Source organism: Dehalococcoides mccartyi, assembly GCF_001889305.1.
In the GTDB taxonomy this organism is placed as follows: Bacteria; Chloroflexota; Dehalococcoidia; order Dehalococcoidales; family Dehalococcoidaceae; genus Dehalococcoides; species Dehalococcoides mccartyi_A.
Genome location: NZ_CP013074.1, coordinates 1,110,161 through 1,132,634 on the forward strand (window position 1 = coordinate 1,110,161; position 22,474 = coordinate 1,132,634).

The following is a 22,474-nucleotide window of genomic DNA, read 5'->3' on the forward strand; positions in this document are numbered from 1 at the left end:
CTAAGCGGAGTTTGGTAAATAGGTGAAGGTGAAACAGGCGGCAGAAACTGCCTAGTTTTCCAGTTTGATCAGGCGGGCAAAGCTGAGCATCAGGCGTTTCATGCCTACCGAATGGAAAGATATCATAACCTCGGCATCATTTTTTACCCGGTTGATACTGGTTACAATCCCTTCGCCAAACTGGGGGTGCAGCACCTTATCACCCGCTTCCAGTTCCAGCAGTTTGGGGGCGGGAGCAGCGGCAGACTTAATGGGCATACCCGCACTTTGCAGATGCTGTTTGATAACAGGTGAAGCTGCCGAAGCGGCAGTATGCTGCCCGGACAAGGGCTGTTTTTCACGGCCTTTGGTGATACCCTGGGGTATATCCTTAAGATAACGTGATGGTTCGTTTACATTGCTCTGCCCCATAAGGGAGCGGCGGAAAGCCCGCACCAGGTAAAGCCGTTTGCGAGCACGGGTTACACCCACATAACACAGGCGGCGTTCTTCCTGCATCTGGGCGGGGTCATCAAACGAACGGCTGTGCGGCAGGACACCCTCTTCCATACCCACCATGAAAACCACCGGGTACTCCAGCCCTTTGGCCTGATGCAGGGTGATAAGGGTAACAGCCGAAACACCTTCTTCAAGGCTGTCTAAATCTGATACCAATGCCACGCTTTCCAGAAAAGCCGAAAGCCCTTCGGGCGGGGATATTTCCTGATACTGCTGGGCAACTGTCCGCAGTTCTAGTATATTATCCCAGCGCTCCTCCCCGTCTTCGGAGGCAAACAGGAATTCGCGGTAATTTATACCCTCAAGCAGTCTGTCCAGCAGGTTTAAAAGGGGCAGATTACGGGCATCCGCCACCAGTGACTTCAGTAAAAGACCGAAGTCAGTCAGGGGTTTTAAGCCCCGGCTGGGTATGGGCGGTTTGGGGGCATTTTCATCTGATAAATTTACAAGTGATTCATACAGGCTGATATCCTGCTCTCTGGCAAACTGGCCCAAATCAGAAAGGGTTTTAGCCCCTATTCCGCGGGTGGGTATATTTATAACCCTCTGGAGGCTGACGCTATCCTGAGGGTTTTGCAGCAAACGCAGATAAGCCACAATATCTTTAACCTCACGCCGCTGGTAAAAGCGGGTGCCGGAAACCAGACGGTAAGGCATGCCGTAACGGATAAATGCTTCTTCCAGGGCCCGTGACTGGGCATTAGTGCGGTAAAGAATAGCTATATCACCAGAACTGAACTTTTCATACCGGGTCAGTTTTTCAATTTCAGAAACTACAAACTGGGCTTCTTCCTGCTCGTTAAAGGTTTCAACTACTGCTATAGGCTGGCCGGATTCATTTTCAGTCCACAAAGTGATAGGTTTACGCCCGCTGTTCGGGGCAATTACACACGAAGCCGCTTCCAGAATATTTTTGGTAGAGCGGTAATTCTGCTCCAGCAAAATCACTTTGGCACCCGGATTGTCTGTTTCAAAATTAAAGACATTTCTCAGGTCTGCCGAACGCCACGAATAAATGGACTGGTCAGGGTCACCCACCACACAGATATTTTTGTACTTGGCAGACAGCATCTTTACCAGCTCATACTGAACCAGATTGGTATCCTGAAACTCATCTACCATTACATGCAGATAACGTTCCTGATACCTGGCCAGCACCTCAGGGTGCTGCTTAAACAGTTGAACAACCTTCAGCAGCAGGTCATCAAAATCCAGTGCCTTGTTCTGCTTAAGGCGTTTTTCGTAGAGTTCGTAAACCCTGCCTACCACCTCTTCAAAATAGCTCCGGCCTTTTTCAAAGTAATACGCCGGAAGCACCAGCTGGCTTTTGGCCTGACTGATGGCATTTCTGATAGAAGCGGGAGGATAACGCTTGGGGTCCAGCTCCAGCTCGGCCATAGCCTGCTTGATAAGGCTTTGCTGGTCATCATCATCGTATATTACAAAGTCAGCCGGCACACCTAAAGGCAGACCGTCCTGCCTGAGTATGCGGGCGCAGATAGCGTGAAAAGTGCCCATAGTCAGGCGTCCCACCGCTGAGGGAGCCAGCAGGTTTAAGCGGGTCTCCATTTCGCGGGCGGCCTTGTTGGTAAAGGTAACAGCCATAATGCGGTGAGGGTTTATACCTACTACTTTAATCAGGTAGGCAATCCGGTGGGTAATAACCCTGGTTTTACCGCTGCCCGGACCGGCCAGTATAAGCACCGGCCCTTCCACGGCTTCAACGGCCTGTTTTTGAGCGGGGTTTAGCCCTGTAAGTATGTCTTGCATGAAACAGGGGTATTATAGCATTATTATCACCCCAAGGTCATTTCGCCCGCAGTCTGGCCCAAACCTGAAGATAAACTATTTTTGCTTTTCAAATATTTTTTATAAACTGAAAATAAATTTGCCCGTCTTGACCGGAGGTGATATAATACTGGCAGTAAATTACATACAGGGTTACCTTTAAGCTGGTCCTGAGAGGCCGGTAAGGGATTTTAGACAAAGAAGTGTCTTTTGACCTCTTGCCGGCAAATGTTGGTAAGAGGTTTTTTTATGGCACAAAAAGTAATACTGGGCGCCGAAGATATCCGCCGCACTTTGGCCCGTATTGCCCATGAAATACTGGAAAGAAACCATTCCAGCCGTGACCTTGTTATTATCGGCATGTATACCCGGGGTGTACCTCTGGCAAACCGCCTGGCCGAAAATATCCTCCGCTTTGAAGGGCTGGAAATACCGGTGGGGACACTGGACTTTTCACTTTACCGTGATGACCTTGATTCCCAGCGTTTTCACCCCACCATTAAAAATACCGACATCCCTTTCAGCATAAACAACAAAATAGTGGTGCTGGTAGATGACGTCCTCTTTACCGGGCGTTCCACCCGGGCGGCTATGGATGCCCTGATAGATTACGGACGCCCCAAAGCTATTCAGCTGGCAGTGCTGGTAGACAGAGGCCACCGCGAACTGCCGGTACGGGCGGATTATATAGGCAAGAATATACCCAGCTCACGTGACGAGAAGATAAAAGTGCGCCTGACCGAAACAGACGGACGGGATGAAATACTTATACTGGATAATGAAGCAGGTGAGGTATAAACATGACGAACACCCCCAAAACCCCCGCAGAAACTGAAACCCTGCTTTCCGAGGTACGAGGCTGGAAACACCGCCATGTGCTGGATTTGGATAACTTCAGCCGCGAAGAACTGGACATGGTTATGCAAACAGCCGGTGTCATGCTGGATATTTTATCCCGCCCGGTAAAGAAAGTGCCGGCCCTGAAAGGCAAGACTATAGCCACCCTCTTTTACGAACCCTCCACCCGCACCCGTTCATCATTTGAGCTGGCGGCCAAAAGTTTATCTGCTGATGTATTAAACCTGAATGTCTCCCAGAGCAGCGTTTCCAAGGGGGAAAGCCTGCTGGATACGCTGGATACACTGGAAGCACTGGGGGCGGATATGGTAGTCATGCGCCACCCCCTGTCAGGAGCGCCTTATCTGGCGGCAAACCACTGCCGGGCAAACATTATAAACGCCGGTGACGGCTGGCATGCCCACCCCAGCCAGGCCCTGCTGGATATATTTACCATACTAAGGCACAAACCAGCCCTGGAAGGGCTGAAAATAACCCTGATAGGGGATATAAAACACAGCCGGGTAGCCCACTCCAATATCTGGGGGCTAAGCAAAATGGGGGCTGAAATCACCCTGTGCGCCCCCTATACCCTGCTGCCGGAGGGCTTAAATACCGACAGCCAAATATTCCCTGAAGTAACGGTAAAAACAGATATAAAACAGGCAGTCAGCGGGGCTGACGTGGTAATGGGGCTGCGCCTTCAGCGTGAACGCCAGCAAAGCGGGCTTCTGCCGGGAATACGGGAATACGCCCAGTACTTTCAGCTGAATGCAGAAATACTCAAACTGGCCAAACCGGACGCACTGGTGATGCACCCCGGCCCGGTAAATGAAGATATAGAACTTTCGCAATCTGTGGTACACGGAGAGCAATCTGTCATAAACGAACAGGTAAAAAACGGGGTAGCCATACGCATGGCCCTCTTTTACCTGTGCAGCGGAAGCAAGGAAATATAGATATGAAAATACTGATTAAAAACGGGCGCATCATAGACCCTGCCGGAGGCACAGACCAAGTGGCAGACCTGCTGCTGGAAAACGGGTTGGTTGCCGGAATAAACAATAATATACCCTCAGATAAAGCCGATGAAGTTATAGATGCCAAAGGCAAAGTGGTTTGCCCCGGTTTTATAGACCTGCACGTACACTTGCGTGAGCCGGGTTTTGAAGGCAAAGAGACTATTGAAAGCGGCTGCAAGGCTGCCGCAGCCGGAGGGTTCACCACCATCTGCCCCATGCCCAATACCAATCCCGCAGCTGACAATCTGCCGGTGATAGACTTTGTTAAAAACACCGCCGCCAAGGTTTCGCCCATACGTGTGCTGCCCATAGCCGCCATTACCAAAGGGCGCAAAGGACAGGAACTTTCACCCATGGGAGAACTGGCCGAAGCAGGAGTGGCCGGTTTTTCAGATGACGGTGACTACGTATCAAACAGCTCACTGCTCCTCCATGCCCTGCTTTACAGCCGCACTTTTGACCTACCCGTTATGGAACACTGCGAAGAGCCGTGTCTGGCGGAAGGCGGGGCAATGAACGAAGGGCTTTTAGCCTGCCGTTTGGGATTAAAAGGTATACCTGATGCCGCTGAAGAAATTGCCCTAAGCCGGGATATTGCCCTGGCCAAAGAAAGCGGCGGGCGGCTGCACCTTTGCCATATCAGCACTGCCGGTTCGGTGGAACTGGTACGCAGAGCCAAAGCCGCAGGCATACGGGTAAGCACAGAGGTTACCCCCCACCACCTGACCCTGACCGAATCTGAAGTAAGCGGCTACAACACCAGTGCCAAAGTCAACCCGCCGCTTCGCACCCAGAGTGATATTGAGGCATTGATAACAGGGCTGAAAGACGGCACTATAGATGCCATTGCCACAGACCATGCCCCCCACACCGCCAATGACAAACTGTGTGAATTCGGTCTGGCCGCAAACGGCATTTCGGGGCTGGAAACCGCATTTGCCAGCCTGATGGGGCTGGTACACTCAGGCTCTATCAGCCTAAACCTGCTTATAGAAAAGCTGACACTTGGCCCCCGGCAGGTACTGGGCGAAAAACACAAAAACATCGGCAATTTGAAACCAGGCTCAAGTGCAGATGTGGTTATATTTGACCCTGACGAAGAATGGACGGTAGATACCGCCAGATTCTTCTCCAAGGGCAAAAATACTCCCCTTGAGGGACGCAGGCTGAAAGGCAGGGTAAAAGCCACCATTGCCTGCGGCCGGATAGCATACCGGGAATAACAGACTTGCCAGTTTAGAAAGTGAGAAGGATAGATTAAATGACAAATACAGCATACCTGGTACTGGAGGACGGAACAGTATTCAGCGGAAAAAGCTTCGGGGCGGAAACCGAAGCCATAGGCGAAGTGGTCTTTAATACAAGCATGAACGGATATCAGGAAATGCTGACTGACCCTTCGTATACCGGCCAGATTATTATCCCCACTTACCCTCTTATCGGCAATTACGGGGTAAACCCCTTTGATAACGAATCCGCCTGCATCAGGGCAACAGCCTTTGGGGTACATGAGGAATGCCTGCTGCCAAACCACTACCAGAATAACCAAACCATTCACTCCTTTCTGGAAGAATCCGGCATACCCGGCATAAGCGGCATAGATACCCGCGCCATTACCCGCAAGCTGCGCTCTGCCGGGGTAATGAGGGGCATGATAACCACTACCAAAACCCCTGAAGAAGCCTTTAAAACTATCCGCAGCGCACCTGACTACGGGCAGATTGACTTTGTACGCAAGATAAGCACACCCGCAGCCTACGAATGGCAAAAGGAAAAACCCTCTTTTGCCGGGTTTCATATAGCGGTACTGGACTGCGGGCTTAAGTACTCTATACTTAACCAGCTGAAATCCCACGGCTGCAAGGTAAGCGTTTTGCCCTGCACTGCCAGCCCGCAAGACATAGATGCCCTTAATCCCGACGGGGTGCTTCTTTCACCCGGCCCCGGCAACCCTGAACTGTTGGACTATCTGGTAAATACAGTCAGATACGCCTGTGAAAAATACCCGGTCATGGGCATATGTCTGGGAAACCAGCTGATAGGCAAAGTCTTCGGTGCTAAAACATTCAAACTGAAGTTCGGCCACAGGGGCGGAAACCACCCGGTTAAAGACCTTACCAGCGGGCGGGTATATATAACCTCACAAAATCACGGCTACTCCCTTGACCCCGCCACCCTGAAAGAAGGGCTGGAGGTCAGCCACATAAACCTGAATGACGGCACGGTGGAAGGGCTTCGCCACCGCGAACTGCCAGTGTTCTCCATACAGTACCACTCCGAAGCTTCACCCGGCCCGATGGATTCCACCTACCTGTTCAAACAGTTTGTGGAAACGATAAAACAAACCAAAAAGTAGCTGACACCACTCAGAGATGGATTAGTTGAGAAAGCAAAAAGGAATATTAGAAGTGATGAATAAACCCAAAAAAGTTCTTATTATCGGCTCCGGCCCGATTATCATCGGCCAGGCTGCCGAATTTGATTACGCCGGTACCCAGGCCTGCAAAGCCATGCGCGAAGAAGGAGTGGAATCCATACTGGTAAATTCCAACCCGGCCACTATTATGACTGACGAAAATGTTGCGGACAGGGTGTATATTGAACCCCTGACTGTTGAATCTATAACCAAAATCATTGAAAAAGAACGGCCTGACGGTTTGCTGCCTACTTTAGGCGGGCAGACCGGGCTCAACCTGGCGGTAGACCTGGCAGATGCGGGCGTGCTTGCCAAGTACAATGTCCGTTCCCTGGGCACACCCATAAATACCATCCGCACTGCCGAAGACCGCGAACTTTTTAAAGAACTGCTGGCCAAAATAGGCGAACCTGTCCCCCCTTCGGAGACAGTAACCACCGCCGAAGACGCACTTAAAGTCGCCCGTAAAATAGGCCTGCCGGTAGTAATACGCCCGGCTTATACCCTAGGCGGTACAGGCGGCGGTTTTGCCCACAATTGGGATGAAGTTGAGGAAGTAGCCCAAACGGGACTGAATGCCTCCCCCATCCACCAGATACTGGTGGAAAAATCGGTTGCCGGCTGGAAGGAAATTGAATATGAAGTAATGCGTGACGGGGCGGACAACTGCATTACCATATGCAACATGGAAAACTTTGACCCCATGGGAGTCCATACCGGAGACAGTATTGTAGTTGTCCCGGTGCAAACCCTTACCAACAAAGAATCCCAGATGCTGCGCACCGCTTCCATAAAGATAATACGGGCACTTGGTATTGAAGGAGGCTGTAACGTACAGCTTTCTTTAAACCCGAACGGCAATGAATATTATGTAATTGAGGTTAATCCCAGAGTATCCCGTTCATCAGCCCTGGCCAGCAAGGCTACCGGCTACCCCATTGCCAGAGTGGCGTCTAAAATAGCCATCGGCAAGCGGCTGGACGAAATACCAAACGCAGTTACCGGAAAGACATTGGCCTGCTTTGAGCCGGCCGTAGACTATATAGTAGCCAAAATCCCCCGCTTCCCCTTTGACAAGTTTGCACTCGGTGACCGCGGACTTGGCACCCAGATGAAAGCCACCGGCGAAGTAATGGCCATTGACCGCAGCTTTGAAGCGGCTATCCACAAATCTATCCGCTCTCTGGAGTTCGGCAAGAAAACCATACTCTGGGAAGACAGAAGCTGGATAATGGGGGATGATCTTTCCACCTATCCCCTGCACGCCCATGATACCCGCTTATGGGCAATACTGGCCGCTCTGCGCCGCGGGCATACACCCGAAGCTATTCATGAAAAAACCAAGATAGACAACTGGTTTTTATACAAACTTAAAAACATTACCGATATGGAAAAACGCCTGCTTAAGGAAAACCTGACCCCGGAGCTGATGCTTCAAGCCAAAAAACTGGGTTTTTCTGATGAAGAAATAGCCACCCTGTCAGGCAAACTGGCCGAACAGATACGCCAGACACGCCTGGAGTGGAATATAAAACCGGTATTCAAAATGGTAGACACCTGTGCCGCCGAATTTGATGCCGCCACCCCTTACTTCTACTCCACTTATGACGAAGAAAATGAAGCTCTGCCTGAGAATATTAAAAAGGCCGTAGTCATAGGTTCAGGGCCTATCCGCATAGGTCAGGGTATAGAGTTTGACTACTGCTCGGTTCATGCCGCCTGGGCCTTGGAAAAGGCCGGCTTGCAGAGCATTATGATAAACTCCAACCCCGAAACGGTATCTACAGATTTTGATACCTCAAACCGGCTTTATTTTGAATCTCTGGACGAAGAGAGTGTCCGGGATATACTGGAAAATGAAAACATTTCCGCCCCCGAATCCACCCCCAGCATTGTCCAGTTCGGCGGGCAGACAGCTATAAATCTGGCCTCACCCCTTACCCGCAGCGGCAACCCCATTATCGGCTCATCAGCCGAAGCTATAGATTTAGCCGAAGACCGCCGCCGCTTTGAACGGCTGCTTTCGGAAATGGGTATACCCCAGGCGCCGGGTGCCGGCATAACCACTCTGGACGAAGCCCTGAGCATAGCTGAAAGCATTGGCTACCCGGTAGTAGTCCGCCCAAGTTACGTACTGGGGGGACGGGCTATGGAAATAGTCAGTGACGCATCTGACTTGATACGTTATATGAGCGCCGCCATAGAGCTGAATACCGGACACCCCATTTTGATAGACAAATATTTGGTGGGCAAGGAAGTGGAAGTTGACGCCATTGCAGACGGGGAAACCGTGTTTATCCCCGGCGTTATGGAACATATTGAACGGGCCGGCGTCCACAGCGGGGACTCTATGGCAGTCTATCCCACCCAAAACCTGAATGCCCATGACCTGGCCACCATTTCGGACTATACCATACGCATAGGCAAAGCCCTGAACGTACGCGGGCTGATGAATATCCAGTTTGTAGTCTCCAAAGACCCCGAAGGCGGAGATAATATAGTGTATGTGCTGGAAGTAAATCCCAGAGGTTCACGCACTGTACCCTTCCTCTCAAAAGTAACCGGCATACCCATGGTTGACATCGCAGTGAACATAATGCTTGGTAAAACTATTAAAGAACAGGGTTATCAAAACGGGATTATGCCCAATACAGATTTGGTAGCCATAAAAGCGCCCGTTTTCTCCATGGCCAAGCTGATTGGGGTAGATACTTACCTTGGACCGGAAATGAAATCCACCGGCGAAGTCATGGGTGTTGACCACACCTTTAATAAAGCCCTGGTAAAAACCCTTCAGGCGGCATCTATAATGCTGCCCGAAAAAGGCACTCTTCTTTTCAGCGTAGCTGACCGTGACAAGGCCGAAGCCTTGCCCCTTATCCGCACCCTGCACGGGCTGGGATATAATTTCTACGCCACCGAAGGCACTGCCGCCATGATGACCGCCGCCGGTATAACCGTTAAACAGATAAGCAAGAAGCTGGATGAGGGCCACCCCAATATTGTAGATATTATCCGCAACGGCACCGTCTGCGGGGTGATAAATACCATGACCGGCGGCCGGGTACCCCTTAGGGACGGCTTTTATATCCGCCGGGCAGCCGCCGAACGCAAAGTGCCTTGCTTTACTTCTATGGATACCGCTAAAGCCGCAGTGGAAGCTTTGGCAAACGGCAACCGCCAGATAACGGTCTTGCCGCTGAATGAATACCGCCAGGGCAAAAGCGGCAGTTAGGAAAGTATTGTGACAACTACCCAGCTAAACCAGCTTTCAGCCAGTGTAATTGAAAATGAAGAGGTCATGCCCGGAATATACCGGATGTGGCTTGAAGCACCCGAAATAGCGGCTTCTGCCCGTCCGGGGCAGTTTGCCATGCTGTCCTGCGGCGGTGAAAACCTGCTCAGGAGGCCTATTTCCATCCACCAGTGCCACCAGGAAAACGGGCTTATCGCCCTGATGTATGCGGTGGTGGGAAAAGGCACAGACTGGCTTAGCAAACTTCAAACAGGAGACAGCCTTTCGGTGCTGGGCCCTTTGGGAAACGGCTTTCGGGTAAATGAGGAAAGCCGTCACCTGCTGCTCCTGGGGGGCGGGCTGGGTATCGCCCCGCTCCGTTTTCTGGCAGACGAAGCTTTAAAACAAGGCAAGCGGGTTAGTCTGATACAAGGTGCCAGAACCGAGCTTCAGGTCTGCCCTTCCCATTTGCTGCCGGAAGATGCCAGCTGCCATGTCACCACTGAAAACGGGACTATAGGCAAAAAAGGGCTTATTACCCACCATCTGGCGGAGTTTCTGCCGGATACAGACCAGATAATTGCCTGCGGGCCTATGCCCATGCTAAAAGCCCTGGCAAAAGAACCCCAGTTGGGGAGCAAAGATGTACAGGTTTCCCTGGAAGTACGCATGGCCTGCGGTCTGGGTATCTGCTACGGCTGTGCTGTAAAAACTGTCAAAGGCATGAAAACTGTCTGCCATGACGGGCCGGTATTTGATATACGGGATATCCACTGGGACGAAGTAAAAATATAACACCGTCACTGATTACCTGATAAATAAAAAGGGGCTTTTAAAAGCCCCTTTCATTTTTCTTCTAAAAATCCTCAGCTTTTGTGCTGGATAAGTGAGAGAAACTCTGCTCTGGCAGCGGGTGACTTATGGAAACTGCCCCGCAGTGCCGAGGTTATTACCCGGCTGCCGGGCTTTTTGATGCCCCGCATCACCATGCACATATGCTCAGCCTCTATCACCACCGCCACCCCGTCACACTTCAGCCCATCTATAATAGCATCTGCAATCTGGGTAGCCATACGTTCCTGTATCTGGGGGCGTTTGGCATAAATTTCCACTACTCTGGCAAGTTTGCTTATACCCACTACCCGCCCGTCAATATTGGGTATGTATCCTATATGAACCACCCCTGAGAAGGGCAGCAGGTGATGCTCACACATAGAGTAAAAGGGTATATCTTTTATAATCACCATCTCACGGTGGCCAAGCTCATAGCCCACCCGCAAGACTTCGGCTGGGTCTTGGTTCATACCCGAAAACAGTTCGGCATACATCTGGGCTACCCGTCTGGGAGTTTCCTTAAGACCTTCCCGGTCAGGGTCTTCGCCAATAGCTAAGAGCATGTTTTGCACCGACTGTTTTATTGCCTGTTCATCAAACATTTATCAGTTCTCCAGAATTATTAAGCCGGAAACCTACCAGCCCAGTACTTTTTCCACTGCCCCAAGGCTGGCTTCGGTTTCGGAAAAACCGCCCGCCCCTTTTATGGCAATATCGCTGTCCTTAAGGCCGTTTCCGGTAACCACACATACAACCTGGCTTGAGGAAAAATCCTGCCCGCCCTTAATACGTTTTATCAGCCCAGCCAAAGGTGCGGCCGAGGCCGGCTCACCGAAAATACCGGCTGATGCCATTTTATGATAAGCAGCCATTATTTCGGCATCTGAAACCATATCTATAATCCCGCCTGACTGGTCTCTGGCTTCCTCGGCCTTTTTCCAGGAAGCAGGATTACCTATGCGGATAGCAGTGGCCAGTGTTTCAGGCTCGGCAATAGCATGGCCGCGGACAATGGGGGCGGCCCCTTCGGCCTGAAAACCCATCATTTTGGGCAGGGAAGCGGCTTTACCCAGCTGGTGGTATTCTTTAAAACCTTTCCAGTAGGCAGTAATATTGCCGGCATTACCCACCGGTATAAACAAAAAGTCAGGCGCTTTGCCTAAAGCGTCTACAATCTCAAAAGCAGATGTTTTCTGGCCTTCTATACGGTATGGATTAACCGAGTTAACCAGCGCCACCTTGTGCTTCTCAGTCAGTTTGAAGACTATCTGCAGGGCTTGGTCAAAGTTGCCTTTTATCTGGATGATTTTTGCCCCGTAAACAATTGCCTGAGCCAGCTTGCCCAGGGCTATTTTGCCGGACGGGATAATTATAATGGATTCAAGCCCGCTGGCAGCCGCATAGGCGGTAGCCGAAGCGCTGGTATTGCCGGTGGAAGCACAAACTACTGCTTTAAAACCATCTTCAATAGCCTTGGCAACCGCCATGACCATACCCCGGTCCTTGAAAGAGCCGGTGGGATTACAGCCTTCCAGCTTGAAATAAAGCTCGGCTATTCCCAGTTCTTTTTCCAGCTTGGGGCAGCGCACCAGAGGCGTATCACCCTCCCCCAGCGTAAGTGAGGGGGTTTTATCTGTAACCGGCAGATATTTCCGGTAATGCTCAATGACACCCTGTTTCATATATTCTCCTAAATACCTACCCGAACAAAATTATTTATATCCTTTACTTTATCCAGCCCGCCCAGCTCTACCAGCGCCTGCTGGACAGAGGCTTCTTTGGCGGGGTGGGTCATGATAACTATCTCGGCAGTCAGGTTTTCTTCGTCTGTTTCTTTCTGAATTACCGACGAAATGCTGATATTATGGTCACCCAGCACCTTGGCAATAAGGGCCAGCACACCCGGAGAATCGGTCACTGTCATCCGCAGGTAATAACGGGTGAGAATATCGCTCATGGGTTTTACGCCCAGAGGTTTGTCCATATTCCAGCGCATGCGGTTACCCACCCCCAGGTGGATATCCTGCGCCGCCGCCAGCACATCCGCCACCACCGCACTGGAAGTGGCCGAAGCACCAGCCCCCTGTCCCTGAAAGAGCACCGGCCCGACTAAATCACCCTCTACCAATACGGCATTGAAAACCCCGTCCACCTTGGCCAGCCACTCATCCTTGGGCAAAAAGACCGGGTGAACCCTGGCTTCTATCTGGCCGTTGCCGGGTTTGGTGATAGCCAGCAGCTTTATGTTAAACCCAAGCTCATCCGCATAGCAGAAATCACGGCTGGTCAGGCGGGAGATACCTTCACGGTAAATATCTTCCGGTTTAACCTTACACTGAAAGTTTATGGAAGCCATAATGGCCAGTTTATAAACAGCATCCGTGCCTTCTATGTCATTAGACGGGTTGGCTTCGGCATAACCCAGAGACTGGGCCTGTTTCAGGGCAGTCTCAAAGTCCAGCCCTTCTTTGGCCATACGGGTCAGGATATAGTTGGTAGTCCCGTTGATAATGGCATAAATGCCATTTATATGGTTGGCGGCTAAATCATACTGAAAGGGGGAGATAAGCGGTATTCCCCCGCCCACGCTGGCTTCGCAGCGCAGGCCGGTATTATTTTCCCTGGCCAGTTTGACCAGTTCCGGAGCATGCTTGGCAATAACCTCTTTATTGGAGGTAACCACACATTTACCCATTTTCAGCCCGCGGGAAAGCAGGTTGAAAGCGGGGTATTCCCCGCCTATAGCTTCCACCACAATATCCAGACCGGGGGTATTAAAAAAGTCATCCTCATCAGTAGTAAGCACGCCTTCGGGCAAGACCTTTGCCAGAGGGCGGTTCATATCCTGAGGGAGAACCTTTACCTTTTTCAGTTTCAGGGGGAAGCCCAGCTGGGCAGAAAGGAATCCTTCCCTTTCATGGAGCACTTTGGACACCTGTCCGGCTACTACTCCCAGACCGATAACTCCTACCCCTATATACTTTTTTTCCATTGAAATTGTCCCCTATCCTATTAGTCCAGCTGGTTTATAGCAAAGGTAATAAGATCATCACTAAATGTATTGGTCAGCTTATCCAGATTGGCATTTTTAAGATCAGTGGTCCACTGTTCAAGTTTGTTATTTATAAGAAGGGTGCGGTCATCTTCGCTGAGCTCACGGTTTTCGTCAATACTCTTCAGACGGACTATCCAGCACCCGCCGCGGGTGTAATTGGTATCATCCTGAATGGGGTCAAGAACAGTATTCAGCTCTACGTCCGTGGCAAAAATGATATCAGCCACGTTTTCCGGTACGCTAGAGAAGGTTATCCAGTCCATATCCCCCCGGTTTTCTTCAACATTGGCCAGCTGTGAATACTCGACCGCCAAATCACCCCAGTCTTCACCGGCTTCCAAACGAGCTTTCACCTCAAGTGCCACCTGTTCCGAAGGAAGCAGCATGCCCAGGGTGTGAATCTGCTCTGAATCAGTCTTGCGTTCCAATACTTCTATCAGCCAGTAAGCCCTTTGCTTGCTTACGTCAGCATCCTGTACCAGAGTATAATCGTACCCTGTAGTTGAAAAAATATACTTTTCCAATATCGCTGAACCATAGAGTGACGTTATGGTATTGGCAGGTTTAAAGTCTATAGCGCCTTCGTCAGTTTTGGTATTGGATTCCAAAGACAATTCGGCAGCCTTAGCGGCAAACTCTTCATCAGTAGTTATACCTGCCAGTACTTCACTGGCGGCATTTTCGCTTTCAAGGAGCATAGCCAGCGCTTCGCGCTGTTCAGTCGTTTGGGGTACCTGCGGGTCAAAATATTCGGTCTTCAGCAGGTTAGTCAGCAGGCTTGCCCGGACAATATCCCGCACAGCAGGCACATCATTCAAACTATTTTCCTCTATAGCGGTATCAATCTCATCTTCAGATATGGTGTAACCCATTTCAGCCGCTTTTTCCACCATAAGCTGGTTCAGCTGAATTCTCTCCGCCACTGCGTCTATAAAATAATAGGCATAGGTGGAATCACCACCTGTAAAATGCTTAAGGGCATCTACGAAATAAGCTACATTGTATTTGGTATCACCAACGGTAAGCACGGTGGTATGCATGGGTTTATACTGTTCTACATACCAGCCTTTGTATACACCTATACCCACCAGAGCCAAAACAATGCCTATTACCGAAAGCCCGGTGGCAAAGATTATCCTCTGGCGTTTCTTTTGAGCTTCAAATTTAGCTACCTGATGTTTGCTGTAATGGCGTTTTACGGGTTGCTGCGGTTTCTTGGCCAATTTTGTTTATCCCCCTAATACTATCCTGGTACTTAAAACAACCCTCGTCATAAAAAGGGCAGTTTGTTGTCCATAAATCCCTTCTCCGCTTTTGTTTTCACACCTCTGCGGAAAGAAAGTCACATAATTATAGATTCTACCAATATATAACGCAACGCATCAGTTTTGGTTAAACTTGATTTAACCGCCCCGAATATATTAAGATAAGCTCTCATTACTAATATACACTTATCCATTCGTTATCCTTTTTTCTGTACCCTATCCCTCTTAGCTTGTAGAATTTGCTTGGAAGAGAACAAGAACCGATGAAAGCTATTATTCTGGTCGGTGGGCAGGGCACAAGGCTTCGGCCACTGAGCATAAACACGCCAAAATCCATGGTTCCGGTACTTAACGTACCTTTCTTAAGCCATGTTTTGCGTTACCTGTCTTCTTACGGCATCAAAGATATTATCCTTACCCAGGGGCATTTGGCCGCCCCTATTGAGCAGTATTTCGGTAATGGCCAAAGTCTGGGTGTAAACCTGGTATATTCGGTTGAACACGAGGCTTTAGGCACAGCCGGGGCTATCAAAAATGCCGAACGCTACTTTGATGACACTTTCATAACTTTGAACGGGGATATATTTACCCATCTGGATTTGTCTGCCATGCTGCGCGCCCACCGGGATAAAAAAGCACTGGTCAGCATAGCCTTAACACCAGTAGATGACCCTACCAAATACGGGCTGGTGGAAACCGCGGACGGCGGCAGGGTAAGCCGCTTTCTGGAAAAACCTTCACCCGCCCAGATAACAACCAATATGATAAATGCAGGTACATATATAATTGAACCTGAAGTCCTCAGATACATACCTGAGGGTGAAAACCACAGCTTTGAAAGACAGCTTTTCCCCCGTCTGCTTAATGAATGCCAGGCGGTTTATGCCTACCCGTCCAGTGCGTACTGGATAGACATTGGCAGCCCCGAAAAATACTCCCAGCTAAACAGGGATTTACTCTGCGGCGAGGGCGGAGATTTTGGTTTCAGCCGGGGTAATGAAATAGTCATTGGCCGCGGTTGCCAGCTTCACCCCACAGCCCGAATCTGCGGGCCGGTACTGGTGGGAGAAGATTGTGTTATAGGCGCAAATGCCTGTATCACAGGGCCAGTAGTTATCGGCGCGGAATGCCGGATTGAAGATGAGGCTACCCTTACCGAATCTGTTATCTGGCAAAATGTGACCATAGGAACCGAATGTAAAGTTGTTTCGTCCATCATTGCCGATCATTGCCACCTGAAAGCAGGCGGCAAATATGAAAACGTGGTGTTGGGAGACAATGTGACCGCCAAATGCGGTTGCGCGCCGGAGCCCGGAAGCAAAATCAATCCGGGTATCCTTATGATCTAAACAGAGACAAGAGGAGGAAAAGACATGAGTACCGAAGAAAAGAAGTTTGACACGCAAAACCTGCCTACCAAGACTTATTTCTGGCCGCTGAAAAGATACCAGGACCTTTATAACAGCTCACTGGCTGACCCGGAGGCTTTCTGGGCCAAACACTCAGACGTGCTTTCATGGGAAAAACCTTGGGAAAAAGTACTGGACTGGAATCCGCCTTACGCCCGCTGGTTTGTAGGCGGCAAGCTGAATATGTCTTACCAATGCGTAGACCGCCATGCCAAAAGCTGGCGTAAGAGCAAGGTAGCTATCTATTGGGAAGGCGAAAACGGGGATACCCAGACCATAAGCTATTCAGACCTCTACGAAAATGTAAACCGTTATGCATCCGTCCTGAAAAAGCTGGGCATAGGCAAGGGTGACAGGGTAACTGTCTACCTGCCCATGATACCTGAAATGGTCTATATTTTATTAGCCTGCAACCGGGTTGGAGCCGTCCATAACGTAATATTCTCAGGTTTCTCTTCCCAGTCTATCGCAGACAGGGTAAATGACTCCGGTTCTAAAATGGTTGTTACCGCCAGCGGCGGACACCGCCGCGGTAAGATACTGCCTCTTAAAGAAATCGTAGACGAGGCTGTAAAATCCACCCCGACTATAGAACATGTACTGGTTATTAAATATACCGGCCACGAAGTAGCCATGGACCCCACCAGAGACGTATGGGCACATGACCTGTTGAAAGATGCAGATAAATACGTAGCCCCTGAAGCTATGGAATCCACCGACCCGCTTTTTATCCTGTACACCTCAGGCACTACCGGTAAACCGAAGGGTATTCTGCATGGTACCGGCGGCTACGGCGTCTGGGCGTGCAATACCCTTAAGTGGGCTTTCAAACCCACGGATGAATCAGTCTTCTGGTGCACGGCAGACGTAGGCTGGATTACCGGGCACACATATGTTGTATATGCCCCGCTGGCGCTGGGACTTACCCAGGTTATTTACGAGGGAGCTCCGGATTATCCTTCAGTAGACCGCTGGTGGGAGATTATTGATAAATACGGGGTTAGTATATTCTATACCTCACCTACCGCCATACGCATGTTTATGCGCCACGGCGAGGAGTTGCCTGCCAGACACGACCTTGGCACTCTGGAAATGCTGGGAAGCGTGGGCGAACCCATTAACCCTGAAGCCTGGGAATGGTATTACAAGAATATAGGCCATGAGAACTGCCCCATTTCCGATACCTGGTGGCAGACCGAAACAGGCGGCTTCATGATTACCCCCTGCCCCGGTATACAGTCCTTCCCGCTCAAACCGGGCTCAGCCACTTTGCCTCTGCCGGGAGTTGACCCGGTAGTGGTAGATGCTGAAGGCAAGGAACTGCCGGCTAATGAAACCGGGTTTATTGCCATCCGCAAACCTTGGCCGGGCATAATGCTGGGTATATATAACGGTGATGAACTTTATAAAAAGACCTACTGGAGCCGTTTCCCCGGCTGGTATTGTCCGGGAGACTTTTCCATGAAAGATTCTGACGGATATCTGTGGCTGCTGGGACGGGCTGACGAAGTTATCAAGGTAGCCGGTCACCGCATAAGCACCGCCGAATTGGAGCATGCTCTGGTAGGCCACAGTTCAGTTGCCGAAGCGGCAGTAGCTTCCCGCCCTGACGAAGTAAAGGGTGAAGCAATTGTAGTTTTCGTCACCCTGAAAAAAGGAGTGGAAGCCTCTGCGGAAGTAAAGAGAGAGCTTACTCATCACCTCCGCTCTGCCATCGGCACTATAGCCACCCCGGAAGAGATCATTTTCGTGGAGAAACTGCCCAAAACCCGTTCGGGCAAGATTATGCGCCGCCTGCTGAAGGCCGTTGCCAACGAAGTACCCATTGGTGATACCACTACACTTGATGATGAGACTTCGGTAAATGAGGCCAGAGCAGCTTTTGATGAACTGCTGGCAGCACGTAAACACCACAAACACTAACAAACGGTTTTAATGGTAATCAGGCGGGTACAGTTTCGGCTGTACCCGCTCTCTTTTGTAAAATTTTGGGCTATAGGATAATATTTTAACTGTCATCAAAGAAATAAGGGTTTGGGACAATGCTTGAAAGATTAGAAAACTGCGAAAAACGCTTCCGGGAAATTGAAGAGGAAATAAGCAAACCGGAAGTTATAAATGATGCCCGGCTGGTGCGTACTCTGGCCCAGGAGCGGGCTGATTTGCAGACCAAAGTGGAAATGTACCGCCGCTATAAAGCCATGTCCAAAGAGCTGGAAGACGCCAAAAATCTGCTTGAGATTGAAAAAGACGAAGACATGCGGGATATGGTTCGTGGGGAGATTGAGAATCTTGAAAAATCCATGGCAAACCTCTACGAACAAATGACCCTTGAGCTTCTGCCCAAAGACCCCAATGATGACAAAAGTATTATCATGGAAATACGGGCAGGCACAGGCGGTGACGAAGCAGGTCTGTTTGCAGCAGACCTTTATAAGATGTATACCCGCTATGCCCTGCTTAAAAACTGGAAAACCGAAGTTATTGACATAAACGGCAACGTAGCCGGCATTATCAAAGAAGTAGTCTTTGAGGTAAACGGCAAAGGAGCTTTCAGCCGCTTGAAGTATGAACGTGGCGTCCACCGGGTACAGCGTGTCCCCCAGACCGAGGCTTCCGGCCGTATCCATACCTCTACCGCCACCGTAGCCGTACTACCCCAGGCAGAGGAGGTAGACATAGATATAAACATGGACGATGTACGGGTGGATATTTTCCATTCCAGCGGCGCCGGCGGACAGAACGTCCAGAAAGTGGCTACCGCTATCCGCCTTACCCATATACCCACAGGCTTGGTTGTCTGCTGTCAGGACGAACGCTCACAGCTGAAAAACAAAAACAAGGCCTTTGCAGTGCTGCGTGCCAGACTGCTGGAACTGGAACAAAGCAAGGTGGACGAAGAACGCACTGAAAGTCGCCGTGCCCAGGTGGGACAGGCAGACCGCAGCGAAAAAATACGCACTTACAATTTCCCCCAGGACCGCCTGACAGACCACCGAATAGGGCTTACCGCCCACAACCTGCCCCACATACTGGAAGGATATTTAGACGAAATTATTGATACTTTGGCTACTCACGAACAGACCGAACTTCTAAAGGGCGAAGATTAGTGAAATACCGGGAGGCATGGCAGAAAGCCGCCGGTCTCCTTGAGGACAGCGGGCTGGAAGAAGCCCGTCTGGAAGCTGAAATTCTTTTAAGGTATACTCTGGGCATCAGCCGAGTGCAGCTTCATCTGGAACTGGAACGGGAACTACACCCGAACAAAGAAACCGCCTATTTCCAAACCCTAAAGCACCGACTTGAAGGTGTGCCCAGTGCCTATATCACAGGTGAAAAGGAGTTTTACGGCCGCACTTTTCAGGTGGATAAAAGGGTACTTATACCCAGACCCGAAACCGAACACCTTATAGAAAAAGCCCTCCGAATTGCCCGCAGTTATGAAAGCCCCTATATTGCAGATATCGGCACAGGCAGCGGGGCAATTGCCATCACTCTGGCACTTGAGCTGAAAGATGCTTATGTATATGCCACTGACATATCCGCAGAGGCTCTGGAAGTAGCCCGGAATAACGCCGCTGAATACCGGCTGGAAAAGCGCCTCATATTTTACCGGGGAGACCTGCTGGAAAGCCTGCCCGAAATGGTAGATATACTAACTGCAAACCTGCCCTACGTGCCCACCACCGAAGCCAAACTGCTAAAAGGTGAACCACTCTTGGCACTAGACGGGGGAGCAGACGGGTTGGATATATACCGCCGCCTGATACCCGTTTTACCCGATAAACTCCGCCCCGGCGGCACTGCCCTGCTGGAAATAGGCATACACCAGTCAGAAGTACTGGCAAAATATATAAAAGAGTATCTGCCTCAGGCGGCAGTTGAGATAAGCCCTGATTATGCCGGCATACCCAGAGTAGTCGGTATAACCCTACCCTCCTGAAAACTGTACTTCTAACATATTCCTCTAAATAAAAAGAGGGGCTTTCGCCCCCCTTGAAAAACCCCAAACCCTGTGAAACTAAACTTTTTCCGCCTCCAGTTGTACCTGCCTCTCGGTAACCAGTTTTTGGGCAATATGGGCAGGAACCTGCTGGTAATGGGCAAAATCCATCTTGAAATGTCCGCGTCCCTGGGTAATGGATTTTAAGTCTATGGCATAGTGCTGGACTTCGCCTAGCGGTGCCTGGGCAATAACTACACTTTCATCACCTTCGGTATCCATACCCTGCACCTGAGCCCGCTTGGTATTCAGATCACCTATCACCGCCCCCATATAATCTTTGGGAACGATAATCCGCATGTTTTCAATAGGCTCAAGAAGTATAGGCTGAGCCTCGGAAAGCCCTTTCTTAAGCGCACCTGCGGCTGCAATCTTAAAAGCCATTTCAGAGGAGTCCACCGGGTGTGAACTGCCATCCACCAATGTTACTTTCACATCTACCAGTGGATAACCTGCCATCGGGCCTTCATGGGCAGCTTCACGGATACCCTTTTCAACTGCCGGAATAAAGTTGCGGGGTACAGAGCCGCCAACCACCGCATCTACAAACTCAATCCCGCTGCCCGGCTCTACTTTGATAACCACATGCCCGTACTGGCCATGGCCGCCGCTCTGTTTTTTATGTTTGTAATCCGCACCGGCTGTACCCAGTATGGTCTCGCGGTAAGGTACGCGGGGAGCAGCCAGATCCACCGCTACCCCAAATTTGCGGCCCATCCGCTCTGCCATTACTTCCAGCTGGGCCTCACCCAAACCGGCAGCAATAGTCTCACCGGTATCCGCGTCACGATGCACATGGAGGGTCAAATCCTCTTCGCAGAGTCTAGCCAGCGCATTGCCCAGTTTATCCACGTCAGCCTTGCTCTTGGGGAAAACCGCCACCTTGTAACTGGGTAAGGGCATTTCAAACCCGCAAAGCAAGGCGGTATGCCCCTGAACACCCAGAGTATCCCCGGTAGCGGTTACCGTCAGCTTAGCTACCGCCCCCATGTCGCCGGGGCCTATCTCATTTACCGTTTCCTGAGTTTTACCCCTAAGTGAAAACAACTGCCCAACCCTTTCGGGGGCATTTTTATTTATATTCCAAACCTGTGAATTCGAATGCAAAACACCGGTAATAACCCTAAGGTAAGTCAGTTTACCTACATACGGGTCAGCCGATGTTTTGTAAACCAGCACCGAAAGCGGTGCTTCGGCATTTACTTTTATATCCTCACCCTCGGCGGTTTGGCAAAGGCGGTCAAGCGGGCTTGGCAAATATTTGCAGATATCATCACATAAAAGGTCTATAGCAGTATTTGTCAAGGCCGAGCCGCATAGCACCGGTGCCAGTTTACCTTCCAATATCGCCTTGTTAAGGGCAGTTACCAGTTCCTCCTGATTTATCTCTTCCCCACCCAGATATTTCTCTATCAGGCTGTCATCTGTTTCGGCCACGCTCTCCAGCAGTTTATCCCGCAGGGTTTCTATTTCGGCCTTAAGCTCCTCAGGCACCGCTATTTCAGCCGCCGGAGTACCGGCATAGGCTTTCATATTTACCAGATCCACTACCCCTTTAAAATCCTTGAAAGAACCTATGGGCAGCTGAACAGCAACGCAGCGGTTGCCAAAGTGACTGTGCAAACTATCCATTACCCGCTGGAAACTGACATTCTCACGGTCCATTTTGTTGATAAAAATAAAGCGAGGCATTTTTTGTGCCTCGCAATACTTCCATGATTGTTCTGTACCCACTTCCACCCCTGAGGATGCCGCAGCCACTATTATGGCCGCTTCACAAACTCTTAAGGCTGCTAGTACCTCACCTGCAAAATCTGCGTATCCCGGAGTGTCCACAGCGTTTATTTTGAAATCTTTCCAACTTAAAGGTATGGGTGTTAGGTTGATGCTTATTTTCTTTTTTACTTCGTCTGGGTCGTAATCTGAGGCGGTTGTACCTTCGTCTACCTTTCCCATTCTGCCCAGTATCCCGGCGCTGTAGAGCATGGCCTCTGATAAAGAAGTCTTGCCTGCACCGCTGTGCGATAGTAGGGCTACATTCCGTATCTTTCCCGGATTGACACTTGTCATATAGTTCACCTACCGATAAAAATTAAGTAATTATAACACACA

The 22,474-nt window shown here is 50.3% G+C and carries 16 protein-coding genes; 10 read left to right on the top strand and 6 right to left on the bottom strand.

Features of this window, described 5'->3' with window-relative positions:
* Positions 1–51: 51 nt before the first annotated feature.
* On the bottom strand, positions 52–2,268 hold the full coding sequence (locus tag ASJ33_RS06135) for an ATP-dependent helicase (protein WP_041331135.1): 2,217 nt from the start codon (positions 2,266–2,268) through the stop codon (positions 52–54).
* A 267-nt stretch (positions 2,269–2,535) separates the two neighbouring features.
* On the opposite strand from ASJ33_RS06135, the gene pyrR reads away from it, so the two are divergent.
* Genes pyrR through ASJ33_RS06170 form a run of 6 tightly spaced genes read left to right on the top strand, consistent with a single transcriptional unit; the run spans position 2,536 to position 10,591 of the window.
* A complete protein-coding gene (gene pyrR, locus ASJ33_RS06145; protein ID WP_010936888.1) occupies positions 2,536–3,084 on the top strand; it encodes a bifunctional pyr operon transcriptional regulator/uracil phosphoribosyltransferase PyrR in 549 nt (182 codons plus the stop codon).
* Between the two features lie 2 nt (positions 3,085–3,086).
* On the top strand, positions 3,087–4,082 hold the full coding sequence (locus ASJ33_RS06150; RefSeq protein ID WP_041331139.1) for an aspartate carbamoyltransferase catalytic subunit: 996 nt from the start codon (positions 3,087–3,089) through the stop codon (positions 4,080–4,082).
* 2 nt (positions 4,083–4,084) lie between these two features.
* Positions 4,085–5,368: a dihydroorotase gene (locus ASJ33_RS06155; RefSeq protein WP_041331140.1), complete on the top strand. Its 1,284-nt coding sequence runs from the start codon at positions 4,085–4,087 to the stop codon at positions 5,366–5,368.
* 38 nt (positions 5,369–5,406) lie between these two features.
* Positions 5,407–6,501 (top strand): glutamine-hydrolyzing carbamoyl-phosphate synthase small subunit, encoded by a 1,095-nt coding sequence (carA, locus tag ASJ33_RS06160; RefSeq protein ID WP_041331142.1) that lies wholly within the window; start codon positions 5,407–5,409, stop codon positions 6,499–6,501.
* 55 nt (positions 6,502–6,556) lie between these two features.
* Positions 6,557–9,796, top strand: a complete 3,240-nt coding sequence (gene carB, locus ASJ33_RS06165) for a carbamoyl-phosphate synthase large subunit (protein WP_041331145.1) — start codon at positions 6,557–6,559, stop codon at positions 9,794–9,796.
* A gap of 9 nt (positions 9,797–9,805) precedes the next feature.
* A complete protein-coding gene (locus ASJ33_RS06170; RefSeq protein ID WP_041331146.1) occupies positions 9,806–10,591 on the top strand; it encodes a dihydroorotate dehydrogenase electron transfer subunit in 786 nt (261 codons plus the stop codon).
* Positions 10,592–10,662: 71 nt separating this feature from the next.
* Here the strand turns inward: ASJ33_RS06170 and folE are convergent, their stop codons facing one another.
* Genes folE through ASJ33_RS06190 form a run of 4 tightly spaced genes read right to left on the bottom strand, consistent with a single transcriptional unit; the run spans position 10,663 to position 14,908 of the window.
* Positions 10,663–11,232, bottom strand: coding sequence for a GTP cyclohydrolase I FolE (folE, locus tag ASJ33_RS06175; protein WP_012882254.1), 570 nt, complete (start codon positions 11,230–11,232; stop codon positions 10,663–10,665).
* A gap of 33 nt (positions 11,233–11,265) precedes the next feature.
* Complete coding sequence (gene thrC / locus ASJ33_RS06180) at positions 11,266–12,312, bottom strand: threonine synthase (RefSeq protein WP_023652509.1); 1,047 nt, start codon at positions 12,310–12,312, stop codon at positions 11,266–11,268.
* A gap of 8 nt (positions 12,313–12,320) precedes the next feature.
* The gene (locus ASJ33_RS06185) at positions 12,321–13,622 is read right to left on the bottom strand and encodes a homoserine dehydrogenase (RefSeq protein ID WP_041331149.1); all 1,302 of its coding nucleotides are present in this window, start codon (positions 13,620–13,622) and stop codon (positions 12,321–12,323) included.
* Between the two features lie 20 nt (positions 13,623–13,642).
* Positions 13,643–14,908, bottom strand: a complete 1,266-nt coding sequence (locus ASJ33_RS06190; RefSeq protein ID WP_023652511.1) for a peptidylprolyl isomerase — start codon at positions 14,906–14,908, stop codon at positions 13,643–13,645.
* A 305-nt stretch (positions 14,909–15,213) separates the two neighbouring features.
* On the opposite strand from ASJ33_RS06190, the gene ASJ33_RS06195 reads away from it, so the two are divergent.
* The 4 genes from ASJ33_RS06195 (at position 15,214) to prmC (ending at position 20,302) form a co-directional block, all read left to right on the top strand.
* Positions 15,214–16,299 carry a nucleotidyltransferase family protein gene (locus ASJ33_RS06195; protein WP_023652513.1) on the top strand — a complete coding sequence of 362 codons (1,086 nt, stop codon included), beginning with the start codon at positions 15,214–15,216 and terminating at the stop codon, positions 16,297–16,299.
* A 24-nt stretch (positions 16,300–16,323) separates the two neighbouring features.
* Positions 16,324–18,282, top strand: coding sequence for an acetate--CoA ligase (gene acs / locus ASJ33_RS06200; protein WP_023652514.1), 1,959 nt, complete (start codon positions 16,324–16,326; stop codon positions 18,280–18,282).
* A 119-nt stretch (positions 18,283–18,401) separates the two neighbouring features.
* Positions 18,402–19,469 carry a peptide chain release factor 1 gene (gene prfA / locus ASJ33_RS06205; protein WP_041331151.1) on the top strand — a complete coding sequence of 356 codons (1,068 nt, stop codon included), beginning with the start codon at positions 18,402–18,404 and terminating at the stop codon, positions 19,467–19,469.
* Entirely contained in the window at positions 19,469–20,302 is an 834-nt protein-coding gene (gene prmC / locus ASJ33_RS06210; RefSeq protein ID WP_041331153.1) for a peptide chain release factor N(5)-glutamine methyltransferase, read from the top strand. Before prfA ends, prmC begins: the two co-directional genes overlap by 1 nt.
* A 78-nt stretch (positions 20,303–20,380) precedes the next feature.
* Here prmC and fusA read toward each other — a convergent pair whose 3' ends face one another.
* Positions 20,381–22,432, bottom strand: coding sequence for an elongation factor G (gene fusA, locus ASJ33_RS06215; protein WP_041331155.1), 2,052 nt, complete (start codon positions 22,430–22,432; stop codon positions 20,381–20,383).
* Between the last annotated feature and the right edge of the window lie 42 nt (positions 22,433–22,474).